Origin of the sequence: Streptomyces sp. NPDC049915 (assembly GCF_040656475.1) — a bacterium.
Taxonomy (GTDB): Bacteria; Actinomycetota; Actinomycetes; order Streptomycetales; family Streptomycetaceae; genus Streptomyces.
In genome coordinates this window covers 1-22,839 of sequence record NZ_JBFAMH010000022.1, presented here as the reverse complement: position 1 = coordinate 22,839, position 22,839 = coordinate 1, and the positions used below count along the sequence as shown (strand labels likewise).

Genomic DNA, 22,839 nt, shown 5'->3' with positions numbered 1-22,839 from the left:
TCGCTCGCCAGACTGGGACATCGCGTGATCACCTGTCCGAGAGATCGGGAACCGTTCCCTCGATCGTGGCACACGACGAATGCCGGCGTCAGGCGGCGAACCGCCGCTTGACCCTCCCGCGACGTCAGCCTCTTCACTGGGGTCATGCGGATCGGAGAACTCGCCGCGGCCGTCGGGGTCACCACGCGGGCCGTGCGGCACTACCACCACCTCGGCCTGCTGCCCGAGCCGGAGCGGCTCGGCAACGGTTACCGGGACTACACCCTGCGGCACGCCGTCGTGCTGGCCCGGATCCGGCGGCTGACCGAGCTGGGGCTCGGGCTCGCGGAGGTGCGGGACGTGCTCGCCGACGATGCCGGGAAGGACCTCGTCGAGGTGCTCACCGAGCTGGACGCCGACCTCGCCCGGCAGGAGGAGGCGATCCGGGAGCGCCGGCGGCGGCTGCGGGAGCTGCTGGAGGCGGATGCGCTGCCCGCCGAGGGGCCCGTGTCGCCCGGGATCGCCGAGTTGCTCGCCCGGGTGCCCGGCTCGGCGTCGCCCATGGCGGCCAAGGACCGCGAGATCCTCGCGCTCCTGGACACCGCCGCGCCGCCCGAGGCGCGGGAGCGGATCACGGCCGTACTCGCCGAGGCCCTCGCCGGCCCGGAGGCCGTACGACGGGCCGAGCACGCGTACGCGCTGCTCGACCTGCTCGCCGACGCGGCGGCCGACGATCCGCGGGTGGCGGAGGCCGCGCGGGCGCTGGCGGACGCCGTCCCGGCCGGTCTGCTGCCCGAGGGCGGTGTCCCCGAGGGCGACGCCTTTCTGCGGGCGGTGTGCGCCGACTTCTCCCCCGCGCAGGCCGAGGCGTTCCGGCGGGCGCTGCGGTTGATCGCCGGACAGCGGCGATGAGGGCCGCCCGGTCGCTGGCCCGGCACGAGGCACGGCTGATGGTGAGTCTCCTGCTGTGGCTCGCCCGGCGGCGCCACGGCACCCGCGACGCCACGCACACCTTCGGGTACGCCCGCGGGCAGGGCGCCACGACCGCCGGACTCGCCTTCGTCTGCGTCGTCGAGACCTTCACCTTGTCGGTGCTGCTGCGCGACTGGCCGACCGCGCACGCGGTGGCGCTCGTGCTGGACGCCTATACGGTCGTGTTCGTCGTCGCCCTGCACGCCGCGTCCGTCGTCCGTCCCCATGTGCTCGACGGCGCCGCCCTCCGCGTGCGGCACGGCACGCACGTGGACCTGCGCATTCCAAGGCACGGCATCACGGCGATACGGCGTGAGCTGCGCGCCTCTTCCGCGCGCGCCCCCGGCGAGCTGGACGTCGCCGTCGGCGGGCAGACCTCTCTCACCCTGGAGCTGGACCGCCCGGTCACCCACGTCACGCTGCTGGGCCGGCGGCGCGAGGTGCTTGTCGTGCGGTTGCACGCGGACGATGCCGACGGCCTGGTGCGGGCGCTCACGCCGGCTCGAAGCTCACCTTCGCCGTCGGGGGATCGGCCTGGGTGAGCCGTACCGGCAGGCGCTCCCCGAGGGAGCCGGGGCCGGCGCCGCGGATCTCCCCGATGACCGCGGGTGACTCCACCTGGACGGTTCCCCGGTGGTCGTCCAGCTCCACGACGCACCCCTGGAAGACCTCCCCCACCCGGTCCTGCAGCACCACCGCCTCGACCAGGTCGATGCAGGCCCGGTCGACCTTGCTCGCGAGGCGGCCGCCCTCCGCCATCCGGTCGTGCACCACGTCCAGCGCGGCGCGCGCCCACTCGGGCGGTTCCTGCCCGGCACAGGCCGCGAGCGCGAGCTCCGAGGCCCAGCGGTCGACGAGCCGGCGCAGGGGAGCCGTGCAGTGGGTGTACGGCGCGGCGACCGCGGCGTGCGTGGTCAGCTCCGGGATCCGCCCGTCGCGGAAGACGGTGTACTCGGCGTGGCCCATCACCGTGGCGCACGCCTGGAGGAAGGCGGCGTGCCGCGGCCGGTGCGGGTCGAGCGAGCGGACGAGCTGCGCGTACGACACGTGGTGGGGCCAGTCGATGTGCAGCGCGAACGCGGTGCGGCGCAGCCGGTCGACGGCGCCGACCGGGGTCGGCGGCAGGGTGCGCAGGATGCCCGTGCCGTGCGCCAGCATCAGCTCGGCGGCGGCCATGCCGGTGAGCAGCGAGATCTGGGCGTTCCAGCCGTCGGTGGCGAGCGGGGCGCGGTAGGCGAGTTCGTAGGTGTGGTCGCGCGGGACGATCTCCTGCTCGGGCACGCGCAGCGAGACACCGCCGCGCTCGGCCTCCAACGCCTCCCGCAACTGGCCGACGGTCTTCAGCAGCGCGAGCGGTTCCTCCGCCGTACCGGCGTCGATCTGCTGCTGCACGCCCGCGTAGTCCAGCCGGGCCCGGCTGCGCACCAGGGCGCGGCGGACGTCGACGCCGCGGGTCCGGCCGTCGGCGTCCAGGTCGATCGTCCACAGCACGGCGGGCCGGGTCTGCCCCGGCAGCAGGCTCGCGGCGCCCTCGCTCAGCACGGGCGGGTGCAGCGGGACGCGGCCGTCGGGGAAGTACAGGGTCAGCACCCGCTGCCGCGCCTCGCGGTCCAGCGGCCCGCCCGGTACGACGAAGGCGGCCACGTCGGCGATGGCGTACCGCACCCGGTAGCCGGTGCCCTGCCGGGACAGGTGCAGGGCCTGGTCCAGGTCGAGGGAGCCGGGCGGGTCGATGGTGAACAGCGGGACGTCGGTGGTGTCGTGCACCGGCAGCGCCGGGTCCCGGGCCGCCCGGTCGGCCTCGGCGAGCACCTCGGGCGGGAAGGGGCCGGGGACGGCGAGCCGGGTGCGCAGGGCGTCGAGGGCGCCGCGCATCGGGCCCTCGGGGGCACCGGTCACGTGCACGGGGCAGCGGAGCATACCGCCACCGTAGGGCGCGGGCGGCCGGGTGGCACGCCGTACGCTGTGGCGGTCCCGTTCGATAAGGAGAAACTCCCGTGCTCGTCCTTCTCCCGCCCTCCGAGGGCAAGGCCCCCTCCGGCACCGGCGCCCCGCTGTCGCCGGAGTCGCTGTCGCTGCCGGGGCTCACCCCCGCCCGCGAGGCCGTGCTGGAGGAGCTGGTCGAGTTGTGCCGGGCGGACGAGGAGAAGGCGCGCGAGGTGCTCGGGCTGAGCGAGGGGTTGCGCGGCGAGGTCGCGAAGAACGCGGCGCTGCGCGAGGCCGGTGCGCGGCCCGCCGGTGAGGTGTACACGGGCGTGCTGTACGACGCCCTGGGCCTCGCCTCGCTGGACGCGGCGGCCCGGGAGCGGGCGGCGGAAGCGCTGCTGGTGTTCTCGGGGCTCTGGGGTGCCGTGCGGGTGACGGACGCGATCCCCTCCTACCGCTGCTCGATCGGCGTGAAGCTGCCCGGCCTGGGGGCGCTCGGCGCGTACTGGCGCGCCCCGATGGCGTCCGTGCTGCCGGAGGCGGCCGGGGACGGACTGGTGCTGGACCTGCGGTCGGCGGCGTACGCGACGGCGTGGAAGCCGAAGGGCGAGGTCGCGGGGCGCACGGCGACGGTGCGGGTGCTGCACGCGCCGACCCGGAAGGTGGTCAGTCACTTCAACAAGGCGACGAAGGGGCGGATCGTGCGCAGCCTGCTGACGGCCCGGACCGCGCCCGAGGACCCGGCGCGGCTGGTGGAGGCGCTGCGGGACCTCGGATACGTCGTGGAGACGGAGGCTCCGGCGAGGGCGGGGCGGCCGTGGTCGCTGGACGTGCTGGTGGACGAGCTCCACTGAGGGCTCACCGCTGAGGGCTCACCGAGGTGTCGTTGCATGCATTGCAACGCCCTTTGCACCCTCCGCAGCGGGCGGGCAGGATGACGCCATGCCCGAGTCTCAGCCTGCCTCCGTACCCCTGCCTGCGCCCGTCTCGTCGCCCGCCTCCGTGCTGGACCTCGCCCCCGTCCTCCCGGTGGTCGTGCTGCAGGACGCCGCCGACGCCGTACCACTGGCGCGGGCGCTGGTCGCCGGGGGGCTGCCCGCGATCGAGGTGACCCTGCGCACGCCCGCCGCGCTGCCCGCCCTGCGGGCGATCGCGCAGGAGGTGCCGGGCGCGGTGGCCGGCGCGGGCACGGTCATCACGCCGGAGCACGTGGCCGACTGTGTCGCGGCGGGGGCGCGGTTCCTGGTCAGCCCGGGGTGGACGGACGGTCTGCTGACGGCGATGACGGCGTCCGGGGTGGCGTTCCTGCCGGGGGTCTCGACCGCCTCGGAGGTGGTGGCGCTGCTGGAGCGCGGAGTGCGGGAGATGAAGTTCTTCCCGGCGCAGGCCGCGGGCGGCACGGCGTACCTGACGTCACTGGCCGGCCCGCTGCCGCAGGCCCGTTTCTGCCCCACCGGCGGCATCACGCCGGACCTGGCGCCCGACTACCTGGCCCTGCCCAACGTCGGCTGCGTCGGCGGCAGCTGGATGGTGCCGGAGGACGCGGTGGCGGCCCGCGACTGGGCCCGGATCGAGCGACTGGCCCGGCAGGCGGCCGGGCTCGGCGGGCGCGGCCGCTGACGGCTCAGCGCAGGTGCCCGGTGTCGTTGAACAGGCGGACGCTGGCGTTGCCGTCCGCGTAGTAGGCCACGACGGACAGGGACGCCGCCGACAGTTCCATACGGAACAGGGACTCCGGGGGCGCGCCCAGGGCCAGCCGGAGCAGGGTCTTGATCGGCGTGACATGCGTGACGAGCAGGACCGTGCGGCCCGCGTACGCCGCGATCAGCTTGTCGCGGGCCGCCGCGACCCGGGTGGCGGTGGCCGCGAAGCTCTCGCCGCCGCCGGTCGGCGCGGCGTCCGGCGAGGCGAGCCAGGCGTTCAGGTCCTCGGGGTGACGCTCGCGCACCTCGGCGAAGGTCAGCCCCTCCCACGCGCCGAAGTCCGTCTCGCGCAGGCCGTCCTCGACGGTCACCTCCAGGCCGAGGCGGGCGGCGACGATGCCGGCGGTCTCGCGGGTGCGGGCCAGCGGGGAGGCGACGATGTGCTGGATGGTGCCGCGCCGGGCGAGCACGGCGGCGACGCGTTCGGCCTGCTCCCGGCCGATGTCGGAGAGGGCGGGGTCGGTACCGCCACTGCCCGAGAAACGCTTTTGCGGGGTGAGCGGCGTCTCACCGTGCCGGAGCAGCACGAAGGTGGCGGGGGCTCCGAGATCGGGAGCGGAGCCCCAGCCGGGGGCGGAGGTCTCGGAGGAGGCGGCGCCTGTCTGGGGTGGGGCGGCACCCGTCTGGGCGGAGGTGGCGCCTGCCTGGGCTGAGGTGGCGTCTGCCTGACCTGAGGCGGTCGTGGCATGAACTGCCGGAGCAGCACTGCCCGCCAGGACGGCATCCCCTGCCGCCGTCGCGGGAGCCTCCTGGGCTGTGTCACCGACGGCAGCCCCGACTGCACCACCGGTGCCCGCCGAAGTGGCGGCACCGCCGCTGACGGCACCCCCGCTGTCCGCCCAGCCGGCACCGCTCGCCGGAGCCGCATCGGACGCCGGGACGGCCTCACGGGCCGGCTCGGCAGGCGCTCCCGACGCCGTGGGTGCTGTCGTCCCGGACACCGTGGGTGCCGTCGTCCCGGACACCGTCCGGGCCGCGCGGACGTCGGCCAGTGCCGCGCGGGCGCGGGCCGCGCCCGCCGCCGCGTCGCCGGGCGGGCCCGACGGCTCCGGGGCGTCAGAGGCGGCCGCGTCCAGTTCCGCGCGGGACGCCGACGGCGTCCACTGCTCGCCGCGGCCGCCCGCGTCCATCGCCTCGTTGGCCAGGCGGTCGGCGTGCTTGTTCCGCTCGCGCGGGATCCACTCGTAGGTGACCTGGCCGGGCGGGAACACCGTCGCCGCCTCGGCCGCCAGCGGCTTCATCGACGGGTGCTTGATCTTCCAGCGGCCCGACATCTGCTCGATGACGAGCTTGGAGTCCATCCGGACGTGCACCGAGGCCGACGCGTCCAGCTCGTGTGCCGCGCGCAGCCCGGCGAGCAGCCCCCGGTACTCGGCCACGTTGTTGGTGGCGACGCCGATGTACTCGGCCCGCTCGGCCAGCGTCTGCCCGCTCGCCGCGTCCCGGACCACGGAGCCGTACCCGGCCGGGCCGGGGTTGCCCCGCGACCCGCCGTCGGCCTCGACGATGAACTCCCGCACCCGCGCGGCTCCCTACAGCCCGGACTCGGCCGTGCGCACCAGGATGCGGCGGCAGTTCTCGCAGCGCACCACGGTGTCCGGCGCGGCCTTGCGGATCTCGCTCATCTCGGTGATGGCGAGCTCCTGGCGGCAGCCCTGGCAGGTGCGCTGGTACAGCTTGGCCGCACCGATGCCGCCCTGCTGCGCGCGCAGCTTGTCGTACAGCTTGAGCAGGTCCGCGGGGACCGCGGCCGACACGACCTCGCGCTCCTTGGTCACCGAGGCGATCTCGCCGTCGATCTCCTCGGTCGCGGCGTCCCGGCGCGCGGTCGCGTCGTCGATCTTCGCCTGGACGGAGGAGACCCGCTCGGTCAGCTCCCTCACCCGCTCCTGGGCGGCCTCGCGGCGCTCCATGACCTCCAGGACGACGTCCTCCAGGTCACCCTGCCGCTTGGCGAGGGAGGCGATCTCGTGCTGGAGGTTGGACAGGTCCTTCGGCGAGGTCACGGCGCCGGAGTCCAGGCGCTGCTGGTCACGGACGGCGCGCTGGCGGACCTGGTCGACGTCCTGCTCGGCCTTGGTCTGTTCGCGGGCGGTGTCGCTCTCCTCGGTCTGGGCGGCCACGAGCAGGTCGCGCAGCTGGGTGAGGTCCTTGGTGAGCGACTCGATCTCGGCGTGCTCGGGCAGCGACTTCCGCTTGTGCGCGAGCTGCTGCAGGCGCACATCCAGGGCCTGGACGTCGAGGAGTCGGATCTGGTCGGCGGGCGCGGCGTTCAGTTGGGGGCTCCAGGTGACGGGGAGTGGCTGGTCCAGGGGTCGGTGACCGTCTTCGAGACGTGGACGCGCAGGTCCCATCCGTGCCGGTCGGAAATCTCGTCGAGCTGGCTCGCGGCCAGCTCGCACCAGGGCCATTCGGTGGCCCAGTGCGCCGCGTCGAGCAGCGCGAGGGGACTGTGGGCGACCGCCTCGCTCGCCGGGTGGTGGCGCAGGTCGGCGGTGAGGAAGGCGTCGACGCCGGCCGCGCGGACCTGGTCGAAGAGGCTGTCGCCGGAGCCGCCGCTGACGGCGACCGTGCGGACCGTCCTCCCGGGATCGCCGGCCACGCGGATGCCCTGGGCGGTCGCGGGCAGGCGTTCGGCGGCGCGCGCGGCGAATTCGCGCAGGGGCAGCGGGTGGTCGAGCTCGCAGACCCGGCCCAGGCCCCGGCGGCCTTCCGGATCGCTCGGGTCCGGCACGAGCGGCCGTACGACACGAAGGTCCAGCGCACCGGCGAGCGCGTCGCTCACGCCCGGATCGGCGGTGTCCGCGTTCGTGTGCGCCACGTGCAGCGCGATGTCGTTCTTGATCAGCGTGTGCACGACGCGGCCCTTGAAGTGGGTGGCCGCGACCGTGGTCGTCCCGCGCAGATAGAGCGGATGGTGGGTGACCAGCAGGTCGGCGCCGAGCTTCACCGCCTCGTCGACGATCTCCTGTACGGGGTCGACGGCGAACAGAACCCGCGTGATCTCCTGCCCGGGATCGCCCACGACGGTGCCGACCGCGTCCCAGGACTCGGCCCGCTCGGCGGGCCACAGCTTCTCCAGCGCGGCGATGACTTCAGACAGACGGGGCACGGGTGCAAGGCTACCTGGCTGATCTGCCCCTCCGTACAGCTGTCGCCGCCCCTGTGACCGGGCTTGCGCCACTCAGCACATTCGCCCCGTTTTCCTCAGGTGAATCGCTTCTGCACCACCCGTATGTGTGAAGGTGCGGCCGCCGCGTCTCACGCCCGTGCGTGCGAAAACTAGCTTCGTCGCCGGAGGTGACCGAACGATGACGGCCTGTGCGATCGAACCCCCGGCTGCGGACGAGGACGGCCTCTCCCCGCGGGCAGGGTGCGTGATCACGGCGGACGGCGGCTACGGCGCACGCCTCGCCCACGACGGTGAGTCCCCCTTCCCCGAGCGCTGGACCCTGGGCGGCCCCGAGCCGTACGCCGTGCCGCTGCGCGGGAACCAGCCCGAAGAGGCCGGCACCGAGGTGCAGCCGATGGCCGACGGCCGGGTGCTGATCAAGCGCCGGGTCGGCGAACGCTACGACTTCCACCTCCTCTACCCCACCGGCCCCGGCACCGGCGAGGCGCCGCTCGGCGCGGTGACGGCACCCGAGGACGGCACGCTGCGGCTGCTGCCGCCGGCGCCGGGCGGCGAGCGGGCGTACGCGCTCGCGGTGGGCCCGCGCTCCAGCACGGTGTGGCTGGTCGCGGGCGGGGCGTTCGGTCCGGAGCGGCTGGCCGAGGTGCCGGGGCGCTGCTCGGGCGGGGTGTGGCTGGATCACGCCGGTCGGATGCTGGCGCTGGACCGGGAGACCGGCGGGCGGACCAAGGCGGTCGTGGTGGACCTGGGGCGCGGCGGCGAGGTGTCGCCGCTGCTGCAGATCGCCGAGGCCAGCGACGACCGGCTGCTGCTCGCCGACCCCGACAGCGGCCTGCTGCTGATCTCCTCCGACGCGCCCGCGCCCGGCGAGCCCCGGCTCGGCTGGGGCGTGATGGGCAGCACCCTGCCGGTGCGCTTCCCGGACAGCCTCAGGCTGCCGGAGTGCCGGGTGACACCGTTCGCGATCCAGCCGGGGCAGGTGCTGACGCCGGAGAGCTGCGCGGTGGCGCTGCGCATCGACGGGTCGCTGGGCACCTGGGCCGGGGTGTGGCGGCCGGCCGAGCGCCAGGTGCACCATCTCCCGGCCCCCGCGGGCTGGTTGACCGGCGCGGGGCTCGTCACGCCCGGGGGCGCGCTCCTGCTGCCGTACGCCACCGAGGAGGTCTCCTGCGGACTGGCCCGGCTGACCGTGCCGCATGTGGCCCCACCGGCAGCACCCGAGGACCCGGCCGAGGAGGCCCCCGAACCGGTCGCGCCGCGTCCCGTGCCGTTGCAGCAGGCGCCCTTGGGACGACTTGTAACGAACTAGTGGCGGTTGGCGTGTGCGGCTGGATTACGCCCGAGGTGCGTTGGTTACACTCGCCCGGCTGTAAGGAAAGATCATGTTGACGGGGTGAGTTCTTCCGATGAGCGACGCCAGCACGACGCAGCCGCAGAGCCGTGAGGCCGAGATGGCGGCCGCCGGGCACGGCAGGCACCGGGGTCCGGTCTCGACGCAGGACGGCGAGACGGCTCCCCGGGGCCGCCACCGCAGGACGTCCGAACAGGCCGGATCGGCGGCCTGACGGCACGTGCGCGAACGGCCCCGCCCCCGGGTACTCGGGGGGCGGGGCCGTTCCGCGTCTCAGGAGTGGTGGACGACGGTGTCGGTGAGGACGGGCGCCTCGTCCCGCTCGACGGCGCTCACGGTGACCCGCACACCGTCCTCGGCGCGCCACATGCGGACGCGCAGGGTCTCCCCCGGATAGACGACCCCGGCGAACCGCGTGCTGTACGACCGCACCCGTGTGACGTCCCCGCCGAGCAGCGTGTCGACGACGGCCTTGAGGGTCATGCCGTAGGTGCACAGTCCATGCAGCACGGGCCGCTCGAAGCCGGCGGCCCGGGCGAACTCGGGGTCGGCGTGCAGGGGGTTGTCATCGCCGGAGAGGCGGTACAGCAGCGCCTGGTCCTCGCGGATCGCGCGCTCCACGACCCGCTCGGGCTCGCCGGTGGGTGCCTTGAGGCGCGTCCCGGGCCCGCGCTCGCCTCCGAACCCGCCCTCGCCGCGTACATGGACGTGGGCCTCGTCGCTCCACAGCGGGCCGTCGCCGTCGGCGACGTCGGTGCGCAGCACGAGGACGGCCGCCCGGCCCTTGTCGTACACCGCGGTGATACGGGAGGTGGCCCGCGCGGAGCCCTCGACCGGGACGGGACGGTGCACGGTCAGCGCCTGCCCGGCGTGCAGGACGTGCGCGAGGTCGACGTCGACGCCCGGCATGGACAGCGCGCGGATCACACCGGGCGCGCCGGAGCCGGCGACGGTGGCGAAGCTCGGCAGGACGTGCAGCCGGGACCGGAGGGTGTAGCGCAGCTCACCGGGGTCGGTGGCGGGGACGCCCGCGCCGATGCCGAGGTGGTAGAGATGGACGTCCTTGGCGGTCCAGGAGATGTCACCGGTGAGGGGCGCGGCCGCGAGGGCCCGGGCTGGGTCGATGGGCATGGGGCTCCTGTACGTCGCCGACTGCCCCTTGTATAACCCAGCGGACCGGGGGGCGAGGGAAACTGACGATTCATCAGCCATCCCCGGTGTCGTGACATTTGTCCTGCCGCACTCCGTACACACGCATCTCCCCGGCGGCGCCGCACCTCCGTACCGTCGGGGACATGACGACCACGGAAGCGGCCGTCTCCTTCACGGGGGCGGTCAAGACCTTCGGCGCGGTGCGCGCCGTCGACGGCATCGACCTGGACATCTCCCCCGGCGAGACGGTGGCCCTGCTCGGGCGCAACGGCGCCGGCAAGTCCACCGCGATCGCCCTGCTGCTCGGCCTGCTGGCGCCCGACGCGGGCGCGGTACGGCTGTTCGGCGCGCCGCCGCGGACCGCGGTGCGCTCGGGGCGGGTCGGCGCGATGCTCCAGGAGGCGCGCGCGGTGCCCCGGATCACCGTCGGTGAACTCGTCGGCTTCGTCGCCGGCCGCTACCCGAAGCCGATGCCGACGGCTCAAGCCCTGCGGCTGGCCGGGATCGAGGAGCTGGCCGGGCGGCGGGTGGACCGGCTGTCGGGCGGGCAGGTGCAGCGGGTGCGGTTCGCGGTGGCGCTGGCCGGGGATCCCGCGCTGCTGGTGCTGGACGAGCCGACGGCGGCGCTCGACGTGGAGGCGCGGCACGCCTTCTGGGCGTCGCTGCGCTCCCCCGCCCGGCAAGGTCGTACGGTCCTGTTCTCCACCCACTATCTGGAGGAGGCCGACGCGCACGCCGACCGGATCGTGGTCGTCGACCGGGGCCGGATCGCCGCCGACGGCACGGGCGAGGAACTGCGCCGGGCGGCCGGCGGCCACCGGGTCTCCTTCGATCTGGCCGGGGGTTCCACCGAGAGCCTGCATCTGCTGCCCGGTGTCCGTTCGGTGGAGGTGCGCGGGGACCGGGCGCACCTGCGCACCGACGACTCCGACGCGACGGTGATCGCGCTGGCCGAGCGCGGCGCGATACGCCGCCTCGAGGTCGCCCCGGCGTCACTGGACGACGCGTTCCTCGCCCTGACCGCGCCGGCGGTGGTGTGATGCTCGCCTACCTGCGTCTGGAGGTGCGCCGCACGCTGCGCGACCCCGGCTTCGTGATCGGCGGGATCGCCATGCCGGTCCTGATGTATCTGCTGTTCACCAACCTCGCTGAGATCACCGGCGAGTGGCGGACCGGCGCGATGGTCGGCATGGCCGCCTACGGCGCGGTCGGTTCCGCGCTCAGCACCGGCGGCGGGGTCGCCGAGGACCGGGCGGTCGGCTGGCTGCGGCAGTTGCGGGTGACGCCGATGACGCCCGCTCAGGTGGTGACCGGCCGGGCGCTGACCGGCGGTGTGACGGTCCTTCCGGCCATCGTCGCGGTGCTCGCGGCGGGCGGTCTGGTCAACGGCGTACGGCTGGCGGTGTGGCAGTGGGCGGCGCTGGCCGTGGTGTTGTGGCTGGGCTCTGTGCCCTTCACCCTGCTGGGGCTCGGCAACGGTTACCGGCTCACCGGGCAGACCACCGGTGTGGCGAACATGGTCTGCAACCTGGGGCTCGCGGTGCTCGGCGGACTGTGGTTCCCCCTCGCCCTGTTCCCCGGCTGGCTGCGGGCACTGTCCGCGTGCACGCCGACCGCGCGGTTCGCGGAGGTGGCGGGCTCGGTCGCGACGGGACAGGTGCCGGGGGCGGCTGCCATGCTCGTTCTCGCCGGCTGGCTGACGGCGTTCGGCGCGTACGCGGTGTGGGCGTACCGGCGCAGTGGCGAGACCGGCTGATCGGGGGAGAGAAAATGGCGTTCAGGGACGGCGTGGCCTGCCGGATCCGCGCGGTGCGGACGAAGGTCGCGCGGCAGAAGGAGGCGGCGGACACGTTCCGGGCCGAGCAGCGGACGGCCGGCGGAAGCGGGGAGCCGCTGGACCGTCCGGGGCCGCCGCCCAGTGGATTCACCTTGCTGCCATGGCTGCTCATGGGTCTGGGTGCGCTGTCCAACGTCTTCCAGGGGAAGGCTCCCAACCCCTGGATCGGGGGCCTCGGGCTGTTCACGTTCAACTCGCTGTACGTGTACGTCGTCTTCCACGCCTTCGACCGGACCGAGCGCGAAGCGCTGCGCACCCGGGTGGCCCTGTGCCTGATCGGCGTACTGACCTGCGGCCTGGCCATCGGTTACGGCGGGGCGTGGCTGATGTTCTTCCCCCTGTTCGGTCTCGCGCTGGGCGCGATCCTGCGGGGGCCGCGGCTGGGCCGTTACGGCACCGCCCTGGGCGTCCTGTCGGGCACCGTGGCGGTCGTGCGCGACGGGTGGGGCAGCATCAGCATCGGTTACAGCACCTTCCTGGCGACGATGGTGACCGCCGCGATGCTGTCCCTGTCCGAGGCCGTGCGTGAACTGCGGGCCGCGCGGGAGGAGCTGGCGCACCGGGCGGTGGAGCAGGAGCGGCTGCGCTTCTCCCGCGACCTGCACGATCTGCTCGGGCACACCATGTCCGTGATCGTGGTCAAGTCGGAGGCGGCGAGGCGGCTGGCGGCGCGCGATCTGGACGCGGCGCTGGCGCAGATCACCGACATCGAGTCGGTCGGGCGCCAAGCCCTCACCGAGATCCGGGAGGCCGTCACCGGCTACCGGGACGGCAGTCTGTCGACGGAGCTGGACCGGGCGCGTTCGGCGCTGACGGCGGCGGGCATCGAGCCGGTCGTGCGCCGTTCGGGGCCGCCGCCGTCAGCGCAGACGGAGGCGCTGTTGGGGTGGGTGGTGCGCGAGGCGGTGACGAACGCGGTCCGCTACAGCGGGGCGCGGCGTTGCGAGATAGCGGTGGCGGGATCGGGGGAACGGGTGCGGCTGACGGTGAGCGACGACGGGCGAGGGCCGGTCGCTGAGCGGGAGGGCACGGTGGGGGGTACGGGGCTGAAGGGGCTGACGGAGCGGCTGGCGGCGGCCGGTGGCACGTTGACGGCCGGCGTCGGGGAGCGGGGCGGGTTCGTGGTGCGGGCGGAGCTGCCGGTGACGGCGGATCTCGCACAGCCGGCCACGACGTGAGCGGGGTGCGGGGCGCCGGTGCGGCCTACGCTGAGCGGGTGAACGAGGAGATGCCCCGTGGGCGCCGCCCCGGCAAGTCGATCCGGGTGCTGCTCGCCGAGGATCAGGGGATGATGCGCGGCGCCCTGGCGTTACTGCTGGGGATGGAGCCGGACATCGAGGTGGTGGCGCAGGTCGGCACGGGGGACGCGATCGTGGACGCCGCGTTGACGCACCGCCCGGACGTCGCGCTCCTCGACATCGAACTGCCCGGCATCAGCGGGCTGGACGCCGCCGCCGAGCTGCGTGAACAGGCGCCCGACTGCCGGGTGCTGATCCTGACCACCTTCGGCCGGCCCGGCTATCTGCGCCGGGCCATGGAGGCGGGCGCCGCGGGGTTCCTCGTCAAGGACGGGCCGGTGGAGGAGCTGGCGGAGGCGATCCGCCGGGTGCTGACCGGTGAGACGATCGTCGATCCGGCGCTGGCCGCCGCCGCGCTCAGCGCGGGGCCCAGTCCGCTGACCGCCCGCGAGTGCGACGTACTGAAGGCCTCCGTGGACGGCGCGACGGTCGCCGACATCGCCGCCGTGCTGCATCTGTCGGAGTCCACGGTCCGCAACTACCTGTCCGCCGCGATCGGCAAGACCGGCACCCGCAACCGCATGGAGGCGATGCGGGAGGCCCGCAGGCAGGGGTGGCTGTAGCCCCCCGGCCCCTGCTCGCGCCGTCACGGCTCCCGCCGGAAGACCGCCGTCCACAGGAAGGGCTCCCCGAAGTACGGGGAGTCCGCGGGCTCGTCGCGCATCGGGCGCAGTTCCAGCTCGGTCAGGCCGCGGAAGATCGCGCGCAGCGACTGAGCGGTGTAGGCGAGGCCGCCGTGCAGCGCGCCGGTGCGGTACAGCTCGGCGTCGGGCAGCTCCGAGCCCATGGCGCCGGACGCGAAGCAGGTGAGGGTGAAGTGACCGCCGGGGGCGAGCAGCCGCTCCAGCAGGGCGAGGTGGCTGATCCGGCGATGCGGCGGCAGGTGGTGGAAGCAGCCGGAGTCGTGGATGAGGTCGTACGGTCCCGTCAGCTCCGTACCCATCAGGTCGAAGGCGTTGCCGCACAGGTAGCGGACCGCAGCGGTGTCCGTCCTCTCGCGGGCCCACGCCACCGCCGCCGGGGACAGGTCGACGGCGTCCACCTCGAAGCCGCGCGCGGCGAGGTGGCGGGCGTTGCGGCCGGGACCACAGCCGAGGTCGAGGGCGCGCCGCCCGGTGATGCGGCCCGCGTCGAGCCAGGCGGCCAGGTGCTCGTCCGGCTTGTCCGCGAAGAACGGCACCGGCCGGGCGCGGTCGGCGTAGAAGTCGTCCCACCATCCGGCCGCCCCGGCCGTCCAGCGGTCCGCGCCGGGCGCGAACAGCCCGTCCAGCAGCGTCAGTACGTCGTCCGTGGTGCGGATGTGGCGGTCCATGGGGGCCTCGCTTCCCTCGCCTGGCGGGTCCCGTGATGGTAGGCGGGTGAAGGGTTTGATGCCCAGGTCAGAGAGTTCTCAACGGCCCTTCGTGTGGGCCGTGTTGGACCGTCGGCGGGCCGGTGTGAGGGGGTGGAGAGCAGCACCCCGGGGATACTCTGAAACCGCGGCGGGCACCCGCTGCCGGGGCGTGACGAGGGCGCTGGGCGGCGCGCCCGGGCCGTTTTTTTTCTCCGGCTCCTGACTCATCGGCGTGCCGCGACCGCGTCGCACCCCCTCACCGTTCCGCACTCCTGCGCGGCAGCCAGAGGAGCATCAGGACCGCAGCCGCCAGCAGGACCGCCGTGGACGCGCGGAAGACCAGGGCGTAGCCATCCGTCAGGGCCTGCGGGGTGCTCTCGTCGCCCGTGCGGGCCGCGGCGACCGTCGACATCACCGCCAGCCCCAGGGAACCGCCCATCGTGCGGGAGGTGTTGATCAGGCCGGAGACCAGTCCCGCCTCCCCCGGCGCCGTGCCCGAGGTGGCGAGAGCGGCGAGGGGGGTGATGGCCATGCCCCCGCCGAGCATCATCAGCACCCCAGGAATCATGATCGTCGTGAGGTAGGGGCCGTGCGCGGTCATCGCCGACTGCCAGCCGAAACCGGCCGCCGCCACCAGCGAGCCGAGCACCGCCACCGTGCGCGGCCCGGCCGAGCGCATCAGGCGCGGGGCGGCCTTGGAGCCGAGGACGACGGCCAGCGAGCTGGGCACCAGGGCGAGGCCGGCCTCCAGCGGGCTGTAGCCCAGCACGTTCTGGGCGTACAGGGTCATGAAGAACCACATGCAGAACATCGTCGAACCGCTCACGAACATCGCCGCGTTCGCCGAGGCGACCGAGCGCAGCCGCAGCAGGCCGAGCGGCATCAGCGGGGACGCGGTGCGCGCCTCCACGGCGAGGAACAGCGCGATCACCGCGAGCCCCGCGGCCAGCGGCGCCAGCGTCTGCGGCGCCGTCCAGCCCGCCGCCTCGGTCTGCGAGATCCCGTACGCCAGGGTGGCCAGGCCGGCCGTGACCAGGACCGCGCCCGGCAGGTCCAGGCGCCGCCCGTCGCCGGCGCGGCTCTCCGGGAGCCAGGCCAGCGCACCGGCCAGGACGATCGCGCCGACGGGCACGTTGATCAGCAGGACCCAGCGCCAGGACAGCACGTCGACCAGTACCCCGCCGACCAGGCCCCCGGCCGCGCCGCCGCCCGCGCCGACGGCCGCCCAGGTGGCGATCGCGCGGGCCCGGGCGGCGCCCTCGGGCACGGCCGCGGTGAGGATGGTCAGCGTGGAGGGCGCGAGCACGGCCGCGCCCAGGCCCTGCACGGCACGGGCGAGCAGCAGCTGCCCGCTCTCCTGGGCCAGCCCGCCGCCCACCGAGGCCAGCGTGAACAGGGCGAGCCCCACCAGGAACATCCGCTTGCGCCCGTACAGGTCGCCGGCCCGGCCGCCGAGCAGCATGAACCCGGCGAAGGCGATGGCGTAGGAGTTCACCACCCATTGCAGGCCCGACGCGCTCAGGCCGAGGTCGGCGCGCATGGAGGGCAGGGCCACGTTCACGACGGACACGTCGAGGACGACGAGGAACTGCCCGGCGCAGGCGAGCGCCACGACCAGCCAGGTCGGCGGGGCGGAGCGGCGGGGGGTCCGGGTGGGGGTGGCGGCTGCTTCGAGCATGAGTGTCATGCTCTCAACCGGTCGGCGCCCCTGCATCGGGATTTCGCCGGGGCGCCCGGTCCGCCCGCGGTCCTAGGACCGCCCCTCCCGGCCGGCCGGGGCCTGACGCCCGTTCAGATGGTCATGACATGGTCAAGAAATCGTTAGCTGACCAAAGCATCGGAATAGTTGCCCATGCATACGGGTTGCTGCTGATCATGACACGAACGACGACCGACCAGCCCGCCCGGTCAGCGAGCGGGGCCGTCGTCCCGGTGCTCGCGTTCGCGGGCATCGCGGTCGCGGTGATGCAGACGCTGCTCGTCCCGGTGATCAAGGACCTCCCGCAGCTGCTCCACACCGCGCCGAGCAACGCCACCTGGGTCCTGACCTCCACTCTCCTCTCCGGCGCCGTCGCCACCCCGATCATGGGCCGCCTCGGCGACCTGTACGGCAAGCGGCGCATGCTGATCGCCAGCCTCGCCGTGATGGTGGTCGGCGCGCTGATCAGCGCCGTCACCGACGACCTGATCACGATGATCGTGGGCCGCACTCTTCAGGGCTTCGCGATGGGCGCGATCCCGCTCGGCATCGGCCTGATGCGCGACACCCTGCCGCGCGAGAAGCTCGGCTCGGCGATGGCCCTCATGAGCTCCTCCATCGGCGTCGGCGGTGGCCTGGCGCTGCCCGCCGCGGCGCTGGTGGCCCAGCACGCCGACTGGCACGCCCTCTTCTACGGCGCCGCCGGCCTCGGCGTGCTCTCCATCGCCCTGACCCTCCTGACCGTCCCCGAGTCCCCCATGCGCGCGGAGGGCACCTTCGACCTGCTCGGCGCGCTCGGTCTGTCCGCCGGTCTGGTGCTGCTCCTGCTGCCGATCACCAAGGGCAGCGACTGGGGCTGGGCCTCCGGCATCACGCTCGGCCTGTTCGCCGCCGCCGTGGCCGTCCTGCTGCTGTGGGGCGTGATGGAGCTGCGCCTCAAGGCGCCGCTGGTCGACCTGCGCACCACCGCGCGCCGCGAGGTGCTGCTCACCAACCTCGCCTCGATCATGGTCGGCGTCAGCTTCTACGTCGTCTCCCTCGTCCTGCCGCAGCTGCTCCAGCTGCCCACCGCGACCGGGTACGGCCTCGGCCAGTCCATGGTCGTCGCGGGCCTGTGCGTGGCCCCGCTGGGCCTGACGATGATGTTCACGGCACCGGTCTACGCCCGCCTGTCCGCCCGCTACGGCCCCAAGGTCACCCTGATCCTCGGCCTGCTCGTGATCGCCGTGGGCTACGCCGGCGGCCTCGGCCTGATGAGTGCCGCCTGGCAGACGGTCGTCACCTCCGTCATGCTCGGCGCCGGCATCGGCCTCGCCTACTCCTCGCTGCCCGCGCTGATCGTCGGCGCCGTCCCGGCCTCCGAGACCGGCGCGGCCAACGGCCTGAACACCCTCATGCGGTCCATCGGTACGTCGGTGTCGAGCGCGGTGATCGGCATGGTGCTGGCGAACACGGCCGACCATGTCGGCGGCACGGCGATCCCGACCATGCACGGCTTCCGGGTGTCGTTCCTCATCGCCACGGGGGCGGTGGCCCTGGGCCTGATCATGGCTCTGCTGCTGCCGGGGCGGCGGCCGGCGGCGACGGTGCAGCTCGTCGCCTCCAGCGAGGAGGACGCGAACCTGGAGCGGGCGGAAGAGGTGCTGCGGGGCTTCCGCGGGCGGGTGCTGTCCGCCGACGGCGTGCCCGTGGCCCGGGCCAAGGTCACGCTCATCGACCGGCGGGGGCGGCAGGCGGGGGCGACGGTGTCCTCCGGAGACGGCAGCTACGCACTGGCCGTGCCGGCTTCGGGGCCGTACGTCATCGCGGCCAAGGCCGCGGGGCACGCTCCGCTGGCTTCGGCTGCGAGCCACGCAGGGGGTGACCTTTCGGTCGAGCTGGATCTGTCCCTCCCCGGTGAGACGGTCGACGCATAACGCGAGACGGGGTGCCGCTCGGTGGCGTCCGGCGGCTGCGGCGCCATCGTGGCTTGGCGCGCCCACGCGGCGGAGCCGCACAGAGATACAGCCCCGCGCCCCTTCGTATCCGCACCCCCGGTCGAGTAGTCGGCCGGGGGTGCGGCACCATGGGCTGCCTGCATCGACGTACGACCGAGAGGCCGCCCATGCCGTCCGCCCCCCAGCCCGAGATCCTCGCCGCGTTCGAGGCCGCCAAGGGGTTCATGCCGGTCGATGAGGGGCTGGCCCTGTACGCGGCTGCCGTCGGGGCGGGGGCGTTGGGGCTGCCGTTGCTGGAGGTCGGGACGTACTGCGGGCGCTCGACCGTGCTGCTCGCGGACGCCGCGCGGCAGGCCGGGGTCACCGCCGTCACGGTCGACCATCACCGGGGCAGCGAGGAGCAGCAGCCGGGGTGGGAATACCACGACCCCGAGACCGTCGACGCCGAGATCGGTCTGATGGACACGTTGCCGACCTTCCGGCGGACACTGCACCGGGCAGGTCTCGAGGAGCACGTCGTCGCGGTCGTGGGGCGCTCGCCGCAGGTGGCGGCGTTCTGGCAGACCCCGCTCGGTCTCGTCTTCATCGACGGCGGGCACACCGACGAGCACGCGAACGCCGACTACGAGGGCTGGGCGCCGCACGTCGCCGAGGGCGGGCTGCTCGTCATCCACGACGTCTTTCCGGACCCGGTGGACGAGTTCACGGGTCAGGCGCCCTACCGGGTCTATCTGCGGGCGCTGGCGTCGGGTGCGTTCACGGAGGTGTCCGTGACGCGGTCGCTGCGGGTGCTGCGGCGTACGGGCGGCGGATTCTGAACACCGGGCGTTCGCCCCGGTTAGGGTGGCAGGCGTGTCGTACCTAGGCCCGGAATTCGATCCACCCCAGCCTCGCCGCTTCCGCCGCCGCCCGCTGGTCGTGGGGCTCGCGGCACTCGTGCCGGGGGCGCTGCTCGGCTGGCTGGTGTACGAGGCGGTGGGCGCCCCGGGTGACACGGGCGGCCCGCACCGGGCGTCGGCCGTGGCCACGCCCCGGCACACCGGCGGCTCCCCCTCCGCCCGGGACGACGACAAGCCGCCCACCGGATCGCCCACGCCGGCCGCCCCCGCGCCCTCCGCGTCGGCCGCCGTGCCCTCCGCCTCCGCCCCCGCGGCCTCCGGTCCGCTCAAGGGCAAGGTCGTCGTCATCGACCCGGGCCACAACCCCGGCAACGTCCAGCACGGCGCCGCCATCAACCGCCAGGTGGACATCGGCACGAACCGTAAGGAGTGCGACACCACCGGCACCTCCACCAACGACGGATACGCCGAGGCCCGGTTCTCCCTCGACGTCGCGCACCGGCTGCGCACGCTGCTGCAGCAGCAGGGCGCCACGGTGAAGCTGACGCAGGACGGCGACCGGCCGTACGGCCCGTGTGTGGACGAGCGGGCCCGGATCGGGAACACCGCCCATGCCGACGCCGTCGTGTCGATCCATGCGGACGGGTCCGCGCCCGGCAACCGCGGCTTCCATGTGATCCTGCCGGCGGCCGTGCACGCGGGCGCCGCCGACACCCGCCCCATCGTGGGGCCTTCGCGCGATCTCGGCGAGCGCATCGCCGGCAACTTCGTGCGCGTCACGGGCAGCGCGCCCTCCAACTACCTCGGTGACGGTACCGGGATCGTCACGCGGAAGGACCTGGGCGGTCTCAATCTGTCAACGGTTCCCAAGGTGTTCATCGAATGCGGCAACATGCGCGATAGCAAGGACGCGGCACTGCTGACCAGCGGCGCCTGGCGGCAGAAGGCGGCGCAAGGGATCTCCGAGGGAATCGTGAGTTTCCTGCGCGGGTAGGGATCAGTGCGCTCTTCCCTGCGGACAGCCTCGTCGGACGGACGATAAGGTCGTCCCTACGATGAGGGGCCACCCCCGCGCTTCACACCGGGGCCTGACGGCGACATGGTGACAGCGACGCCTCTTCCGACGACGAGACGACCTATGAAGGACCTGAAGTGAATATCCGCTCCCTCACTCGAGGCGACGGCGTGGTGATCGGAGCAGCGGTGTTGCTGTTCATCGCGTCGTTCCTCGCCCTCTACTCGTACGCCGGCTACTCCGGCAACCAGAACGCGTGGGAATCGCTCGGGACAGGCCTAGGTACCTACATGGGGGCGGTCGTCGGGGCCGCTCTGATCGTCGTCAGCCGCTGCCTGGGGCAGCCGCGCAAGGTGGCCGGCCTCGATCTGGGCATGGTGGGCACCGGGTTCGTGATCCTCTCGGCCTGGACGCTGTTCTGGACCCTGGTGGACGTGCCCGACAACATCGACGCGGGCGCCGGCCTGGTCCTCGGCTTCATCGCCGCACTGGTCCTCGCCGCCGCCGCCATCGCCACGCCGCTGGTGTCGGCCCTGCAGGCCCCCCTGGCCCCCGCGTCGCAGCCGTCGGCCCCGCACCCCTACGGCGCCCAGCCGCAGGGTGGGTACGGCTACCCCGGTGCGCCGCAGCCGTCGTACGGCGGTCAGCCGCAGCCGGGCGGTGCCCAGCCGTACGGCGCCCAGCCGCAGGCCGCGCAGCCGCAGCAGGCCGCCCAGCCGGATGCGCAGGGGCAGGCGCCTGCCGGGGACTTCTCCCCGTTCTGGTTCGCGGTGCCGGTGCCGCGTCCGCTGTACGCGGAGGACGGCTCGCCGACGCCGATCGCCGAACTGGCGCCGGGCACCTGGTACTTGGCGGTCGAGCAGCGCGGCGCGCAGCTGGTCGCGCAGACGCAGGACGGCCGCCGCGGCGTGCTGCAGGACACCTCGGGCATCCAGCGCGGCTGACCGCCCGCCCTTGTGACCTCACGGCCCCTCGCCCCTTCCGGGCGGGGGGCCGCTGCCGCACCACTGCGGCGAACTCCTAGGAGGCGGCGGCCAGTTCACTCGCGCTCGGGACCTTGTCCTTCACCTCGGCGCCCGCACTGCGGCCGGCCTCCTTCACCTTGCCGATGACGTCGTCGAAGGCGCCGGCGGCGGAGGTGTCGCCCTTGCGGAGCTTGGCGGGCAGGTCCTTCAGGGCGTCGATGCCCGCGGTGAGCGGGGCGATGGCCCTGGCCAGCGTCGGGTCGCCCTGGGCGTTGCGGGCGGCCGCCTTGAGCCGGTTGTAGGCGAAGGCGCCGGCCAGACCGGCCTTGATCAGGGCCGCCGTACGCCCGTCGGCGCCCTTGGCGAACTTCCCCGCCTTCCAGGGCTTCACGATCCACTGATAGGTGGCGCCGGCGGCCAGGCCGGCGTTGGCCACGAAACGGGTCTTGGCGAACTTCTGCTTCTCGGCAGAGGTCGTCGCGGTGGGGGTGGCGCCGGTCGTGGCGGCGGCGTCGGCCTTGTCGTCGCCGCCGCAGCCGGTGGTACCGGCGAGCAGGGCGCAGCACAGGACGACAGCCACGGCGAGGCGGCGCAGGGGTGCGGGCACGGGGTCCTCCGAAGGCACGCGTGTCACTTCTCCCGCAGCCTCAACCGGCACACCGGAATCCGCCAGCGGTGCGGGGCCGTTCGGGTTTCAGGCCCCGGCCGGAGGCAAGACGACGGGTATGTCCCCTCGATATCGCAGCAGCGCGAATCAGGCCGGGACGGTCGTCGCCGTCGTCGCCGACGTCATGGCCGTCATCCTCGGCCTGTGGATCCTGATGTACCTGCTGGAAGCCAACCGGGCCAACGACCTGGTGCAGTTCGTCCACCACACGGCGAACTGGCTGGCGAGCTGGTCCCGCGATCTGTTCACCTTCGACGAAGCCTGGGCCCGAGTGGTCGCCGGCTACGGCCTGGCCGCCGTGGTCTACCTCTTCATCGGCCACGCGATCGCCAACCGCATCCACCGCCACTGACGGCTCCGCCGCTCCCCCGCACTCGGGTGCCGGGGAGTCGGCGCCGCCGTGTCGCGGGTAGAAAACTTGATCGAAAAACAAGACAAGTTACCGCCGAGTTGACGTAGTGTCACTCCTGCTCGCCTGACCTCGAGCGAGCTCATGAAGGGGGAACACCTTGCGTCACAAGATCGCGGCCCTGGCCGCGAGCACCATCGTCCTGGCCTGCGGGTCCATCGCCACCGCCACCTCGGCGTCGGCGACCGTCGACCCGCCCGGCGGCGGCTGGGACCACACGTACACCACCTCGGACGCCAAGCAGGGCGGCACGGTGTACATCGCCGAGCACGGCGACATCGTCTCGCTGTGCGACACGGCAGCCGACGGACTCGCTCCCCGGGTGTCGATAGCCGCCGAGGAGAGCATCGGCGGCATCTACGACATCCGCTACACCCTCACCGCCTCGGGCGGAGAGGGATCGTGCGTCTCCGCCAAGGCCTCACAGGGCGGCGTGTACGACCTCCCCGAGGGGCGGCACGTCGGCGTCACGATCTGGCTGGGCCCGGACCGCAAGTCCCAGACCCAGCACTACTACCTCAACGACAACTAGGCCCTGTCGTTTGGATCAGGCCGGCTGTGAGGTGCGGTGCCTTTCGGCCGACCCGAGCGGGGTCTGGTGCGTGCAGCTGCAAGGCGGAGGAG

24 protein-coding genes are annotated in these 22,839 nt (G+C 73.7%); 16 read left to right on the top strand and 8 right to left on the bottom strand.

Going from position 1 to position 22,839, the window contains the following annotated elements:
• Nucleotides 1-144 precede the first annotated feature (144 nt).
• Nucleotides 145-891: a MerR family transcriptional regulator gene (locus AB0J12_RS29430; RefSeq protein WP_363267545.1), complete on the top strand. Its 747-nt coding sequence runs from the start codon at nucleotides 145-147 to the stop codon at nucleotides 889-891.
• Entirely contained in the window at nucleotides 888-1,493 is a 606-nt protein-coding gene (locus tag AB0J12_RS29425) for a hypothetical protein (protein ID WP_363267544.1), read from the top strand. The genes AB0J12_RS29430 and AB0J12_RS29425 overlap by 4 nt, the downstream gene beginning before the upstream one ends.
• Here AB0J12_RS29425 and AB0J12_RS29420 read toward each other — a convergent pair.
• Nucleotides 1,444-2,871 carry an RNB domain-containing ribonuclease gene (locus tag AB0J12_RS29420; RefSeq protein WP_363267543.1) on the bottom strand — a complete coding sequence of 476 codons (1,428 nt, stop codon included), beginning with the start codon at nucleotides 2,869-2,871 and terminating at the stop codon, nucleotides 1,444-1,446. The two genes, AB0J12_RS29425 and AB0J12_RS29420, sit on opposite strands and share 50 nt — an antisense overlap.
• A 77-nt stretch (nucleotides 2,872-2,948) precedes the next feature.
• Between AB0J12_RS29420 and yaaA the strand changes: the two genes are divergently transcribed.
• Nucleotides 2,949-3,731, top strand: coding sequence for a peroxide stress protein YaaA (gene yaaA / locus AB0J12_RS29415; RefSeq protein ID WP_363267542.1), 783 nt, complete (start codon nucleotides 2,949-2,951; stop codon nucleotides 3,729-3,731).
• Nucleotides 3,732-3,819: 88 nt separating this feature from the next.
• Entirely contained in the window at nucleotides 3,820-4,497 is a 678-nt protein-coding gene (eda, locus tag AB0J12_RS29410; RefSeq protein WP_363267541.1) for a bifunctional 4-hydroxy-2-oxoglutarate aldolase/2-dehydro-3-deoxy-phosphogluconate aldolase, read from the top strand.
• A 4-nt stretch (nucleotides 4,498-4,501) separates the two neighbouring features.
• On the opposite strand, the gene AB0J12_RS29405 is transcribed toward eda, so the two are convergent.
• The 3 genes from AB0J12_RS29405 to AB0J12_RS29395 are packed head-to-tail and all read right to left on the bottom strand — an operon-like array spanning nucleotide 4,502 to nucleotide 7,692.
• Nucleotides 4,502-6,100, bottom strand: coding sequence for a bifunctional RNase H/acid phosphatase (locus AB0J12_RS29405; RefSeq protein ID WP_363267540.1), 1,599 nt, complete (start codon nucleotides 6,098-6,100; stop codon nucleotides 4,502-4,504).
• A gap of 12 nt (nucleotides 6,101-6,112) precedes the next feature.
• Nucleotides 6,113-6,856 carry a C4-type zinc ribbon domain-containing protein gene (locus tag AB0J12_RS29400; protein ID WP_363267654.1) on the bottom strand — a complete coding sequence of 248 codons (744 nt, stop codon included), beginning with the start codon at nucleotides 6,854-6,856 and terminating at the stop codon, nucleotides 6,113-6,115.
• Entirely contained in the window at nucleotides 6,853-7,692 is an 840-nt protein-coding gene (locus AB0J12_RS29395; protein ID WP_363267539.1) for a Nif3-like dinuclear metal center hexameric protein, read from the bottom strand. Before AB0J12_RS29395 ends, AB0J12_RS29400 begins: the two co-directional genes overlap by 4 nt.
• A 199-nt stretch (nucleotides 7,693-7,891) precedes the next feature.
• On the opposite strand from AB0J12_RS29395, the gene AB0J12_RS29390 reads away from it, so the two are divergent.
• Nucleotides 7,892-9,022: a hypothetical protein gene (locus tag AB0J12_RS29390; protein ID WP_363267538.1), complete on the top strand. Its 1,131-nt coding sequence runs from the start codon at nucleotides 7,892-7,894 to the stop codon at nucleotides 9,020-9,022.
• Nucleotides 9,023-9,119: 97 nt separating this feature from the next.
• Nucleotides 9,120-9,278 carry a hypothetical protein gene (locus AB0J12_RS29385; RefSeq protein ID WP_363267536.1) on the top strand — a complete coding sequence of 53 codons (159 nt, stop codon included), beginning with the start codon at nucleotides 9,120-9,122 and terminating at the stop codon, nucleotides 9,276-9,278.
• 59 nt (nucleotides 9,279-9,337) lie between these two features.
• Here the strand turns inward: AB0J12_RS29385 and AB0J12_RS29380 are convergent, their stop codons facing one another.
• The gene (locus tag AB0J12_RS29380; RefSeq protein ID WP_363267534.1) at nucleotides 9,338-10,195 is read right to left on the bottom strand and encodes a MaoC/PaaZ C-terminal domain-containing protein; all 858 of its coding nucleotides are present in this window, start codon (nucleotides 10,193-10,195) and stop codon (nucleotides 9,338-9,340) included.
• Nucleotides 10,196-10,359: 164 nt separating this feature from the next.
• Between AB0J12_RS29380 and AB0J12_RS29375 the strand changes: the two genes are divergently transcribed.
• From AB0J12_RS29375 to AB0J12_RS29360, 4 genes are read left to right on the top strand one after another with little or no spacing between them, the layout of a single operon-like run.
• Nucleotides 10,360-11,256, top strand: coding sequence for an ABC transporter ATP-binding protein (locus AB0J12_RS29375; protein WP_363267533.1), 897 nt, complete (start codon nucleotides 10,360-10,362; stop codon nucleotides 11,254-11,256).
• Nucleotides 11,256-11,972 (top strand): ABC transporter permease, encoded by a 717-nt coding sequence (locus AB0J12_RS29370; protein WP_363267532.1) that lies wholly within the window; start codon nucleotides 11,256-11,258, stop codon nucleotides 11,970-11,972. Before AB0J12_RS29375 ends, AB0J12_RS29370 begins: the two co-directional genes overlap by 1 nt.
• A 14-nt stretch (nucleotides 11,973-11,986) precedes the next feature.
• On the top strand, nucleotides 11,987-13,231 hold the full coding sequence (locus AB0J12_RS29365) for a histidine kinase (RefSeq protein ID WP_363267531.1): 1,245 nt from the start codon (nucleotides 11,987-11,989) through the stop codon (nucleotides 13,229-13,231).
• Between the two features lie 50 nt (nucleotides 13,232-13,281).
• Nucleotides 13,282-13,914: a response regulator transcription factor gene (locus AB0J12_RS29360; protein ID WP_363267653.1), complete on the top strand. Its 633-nt coding sequence runs from the start codon at nucleotides 13,282-13,284 to the stop codon at nucleotides 13,912-13,914.
• A 23-nt stretch (nucleotides 13,915-13,937) separates the two neighbouring features.
• On the opposite strand, the gene AB0J12_RS29355 is transcribed toward AB0J12_RS29360, so the two are convergent.
• Together AB0J12_RS29355 and AB0J12_RS29350 are read right to left on the bottom strand one after the other, a co-directional pair.
• Nucleotides 13,938-14,663, bottom strand: a complete 726-nt coding sequence (locus AB0J12_RS29355; protein WP_363267530.1) for a class I SAM-dependent methyltransferase — start codon at nucleotides 14,661-14,663, stop codon at nucleotides 13,938-13,940.
• A gap of 277 nt (nucleotides 14,664-14,940) precedes the next feature.
• Entirely contained in the window at nucleotides 14,941-16,371 is a 1,431-nt protein-coding gene (locus AB0J12_RS29350; protein WP_363267529.1) for a DHA2 family efflux MFS transporter permease subunit, read from the bottom strand.
• A 188-nt stretch (nucleotides 16,372-16,559) separates the two neighbouring features.
• Here AB0J12_RS29350 and AB0J12_RS29345 point away from each other — a divergent pair, with 188 nt between their 5' ends.
• The 4 genes from AB0J12_RS29345 to AB0J12_RS29330 all read left to right on the top strand — a co-directional run bounded on the left by AB0J12_RS29345 (nucleotide 16,560) and on the right by AB0J12_RS29330 (nucleotide 21,118).
• On the top strand, nucleotides 16,560-18,299 hold the full coding sequence (locus tag AB0J12_RS29345; RefSeq protein ID WP_363267528.1) for an MFS transporter: 1,740 nt from the start codon (nucleotides 16,560-16,562) through the stop codon (nucleotides 18,297-18,299).
• A 188-nt stretch (nucleotides 18,300-18,487) separates the two neighbouring features.
• Nucleotides 18,488-19,138 (top strand): class I SAM-dependent methyltransferase, encoded by a 651-nt coding sequence (locus AB0J12_RS29340; protein ID WP_363267527.1) that lies wholly within the window; start codon nucleotides 18,488-18,490, stop codon nucleotides 19,136-19,138.
• Nucleotides 19,139-19,172: 34 nt separating this feature from the next.
• Nucleotides 19,173-20,153 carry an N-acetylmuramoyl-L-alanine amidase gene (locus tag AB0J12_RS29335; RefSeq protein ID WP_363267526.1) on the top strand — a complete coding sequence of 327 codons (981 nt, stop codon included), beginning with the start codon at nucleotides 19,173-19,175 and terminating at the stop codon, nucleotides 20,151-20,153.
• Nucleotides 20,154-20,311: 158 nt separating this feature from the next.
• On the top strand, nucleotides 20,312-21,118 hold the full coding sequence (locus tag AB0J12_RS29330; protein WP_363267525.1) for a hypothetical protein: 807 nt from the start codon (nucleotides 20,312-20,314) through the stop codon (nucleotides 21,116-21,118).
• Between the two features lie 76 nt (nucleotides 21,119-21,194).
• Here AB0J12_RS29330 and AB0J12_RS29325 read toward each other — a convergent pair whose 3' ends face one another.
• The gene (locus tag AB0J12_RS29325; protein ID WP_363267652.1) at nucleotides 21,195-21,746 is read right to left on the bottom strand and encodes a hypothetical protein; all 552 of its coding nucleotides are present in this window, start codon (nucleotides 21,744-21,746) and stop codon (nucleotides 21,195-21,197) included.
• Nucleotides 21,747-21,864: 118 nt separating this feature from the next.
• Between AB0J12_RS29325 and AB0J12_RS29320 the strand changes: the two genes are divergently transcribed.
• Together AB0J12_RS29320 and AB0J12_RS29315 are read left to right on the top strand one after the other, a co-directional pair.
• Complete coding sequence (locus tag AB0J12_RS29320; RefSeq protein WP_363267524.1) at nucleotides 21,865-22,158, top strand: hypothetical protein; 294 nt, start codon at nucleotides 21,865-21,867, stop codon at nucleotides 22,156-22,158.
• Between the two features lie 157 nt (nucleotides 22,159-22,315).
• Nucleotides 22,316-22,747 (top strand): hypothetical protein, encoded by a 432-nt coding sequence (locus tag AB0J12_RS29315; protein ID WP_363267523.1) that lies wholly within the window; start codon nucleotides 22,316-22,318, stop codon nucleotides 22,745-22,747.
• Nucleotides 22,748-22,839: the final 92 nt, after the last annotated feature.

What these genes read in the sequence shown, in the direction of transcription:
- AB0J12_RS29360 (WP_363267653.1), top strand. Translation starts at nt 13,282, where the DNA reads ATGCCCCGTGGGCGCCGCCCCGGCAAGTCGATCCGGGTGCTGCTCGCC.
- AB0J12_RS29375 (WP_363267533.1), top strand. Translation starts at nt 10,360, where the DNA reads ATGACGACCACGGAAGCGGCCGTCTCCTTCACGGGGGCGGTCAAGACC.
- AB0J12_RS29380 (WP_363267534.1), bottom strand. Translation starts at nt 10,195, where the DNA reads ATGCCCATCGACCCAGCCCGGGCCCTCGCGGCCGCGCCCCTCACCGGT.
- AB0J12_RS29350 (WP_363267529.1), bottom strand. Translation starts at nt 16,371, where the DNA reads ATGACACTCATGCTCGAAGCAGCCGCCACCCCCACCCGGACCCCCCGC.
- eda (WP_363267541.1), top strand. Translation starts at nt 3,820, where the DNA reads ATGCCCGAGTCTCAGCCTGCCTCCGTACCCCTGCCTGCGCCCGTCTCG.
- AB0J12_RS29370 (WP_363267532.1), top strand. Translation starts at nt 11,256, where the DNA reads ATGCTCGCCTACCTGCGTCTGGAGGTGCGCCGCACGCTGCGCGACCCC.
- AB0J12_RS29355 (WP_363267530.1), bottom strand. Translation starts at nt 14,663, where the DNA reads ATGGACCGCCACATCCGCACCACGGACGACGTACTGACGCTGCTGGAC.
- AB0J12_RS29345 (WP_363267528.1), top strand. Translation starts at nt 16,560, where the DNA reads ATGACACGAACGACGACCGACCAGCCCGCCCGGTCAGCGAGCGGGGCC.
- AB0J12_RS29320 (WP_363267524.1), top strand. Translation starts at nt 21,865, where the DNA reads ATGTCCCCTCGATATCGCAGCAGCGCGAATCAGGCCGGGACGGTCGTC.
- AB0J12_RS29365 (WP_363267531.1), top strand. Translation starts at nt 11,987, where the DNA reads ATGGCGTTCAGGGACGGCGTGGCCTGCCGGATCCGCGCGGTGCGGACG.
- AB0J12_RS29425 (WP_363267544.1), top strand. Translation starts at nt 888, where the DNA reads ATGAGGGCCGCCCGGTCGCTGGCCCGGCACGAGGCACGGCTGATGGTG.
- AB0J12_RS29385 (WP_363267536.1), top strand. Translation starts at nt 9,120, where the DNA reads ATGAGCGACGCCAGCACGACGCAGCCGCAGAGCCGTGAGGCCGAGATG.
- AB0J12_RS29430 (WP_363267545.1), top strand. Translation starts at nt 145, where the DNA reads ATGCGGATCGGAGAACTCGCCGCGGCCGTCGGGGTCACCACGCGGGCC.
- AB0J12_RS29390 (WP_363267538.1), top strand. Translation starts at nt 7,892, where the DNA reads ATGACGGCCTGTGCGATCGAACCCCCGGCTGCGGACGAGGACGGCCTC.
- AB0J12_RS29340 (WP_363267527.1), top strand. Translation starts at nt 18,488, where the DNA reads ATGCCGTCCGCCCCCCAGCCCGAGATCCTCGCCGCGTTCGAGGCCGCC.
- AB0J12_RS29420 (WP_363267543.1), bottom strand. Translation starts at nt 2,871, where the DNA reads ATGCTCCGCTGCCCCGTGCACGTGACCGGTGCCCCCGAGGGCCCGATG.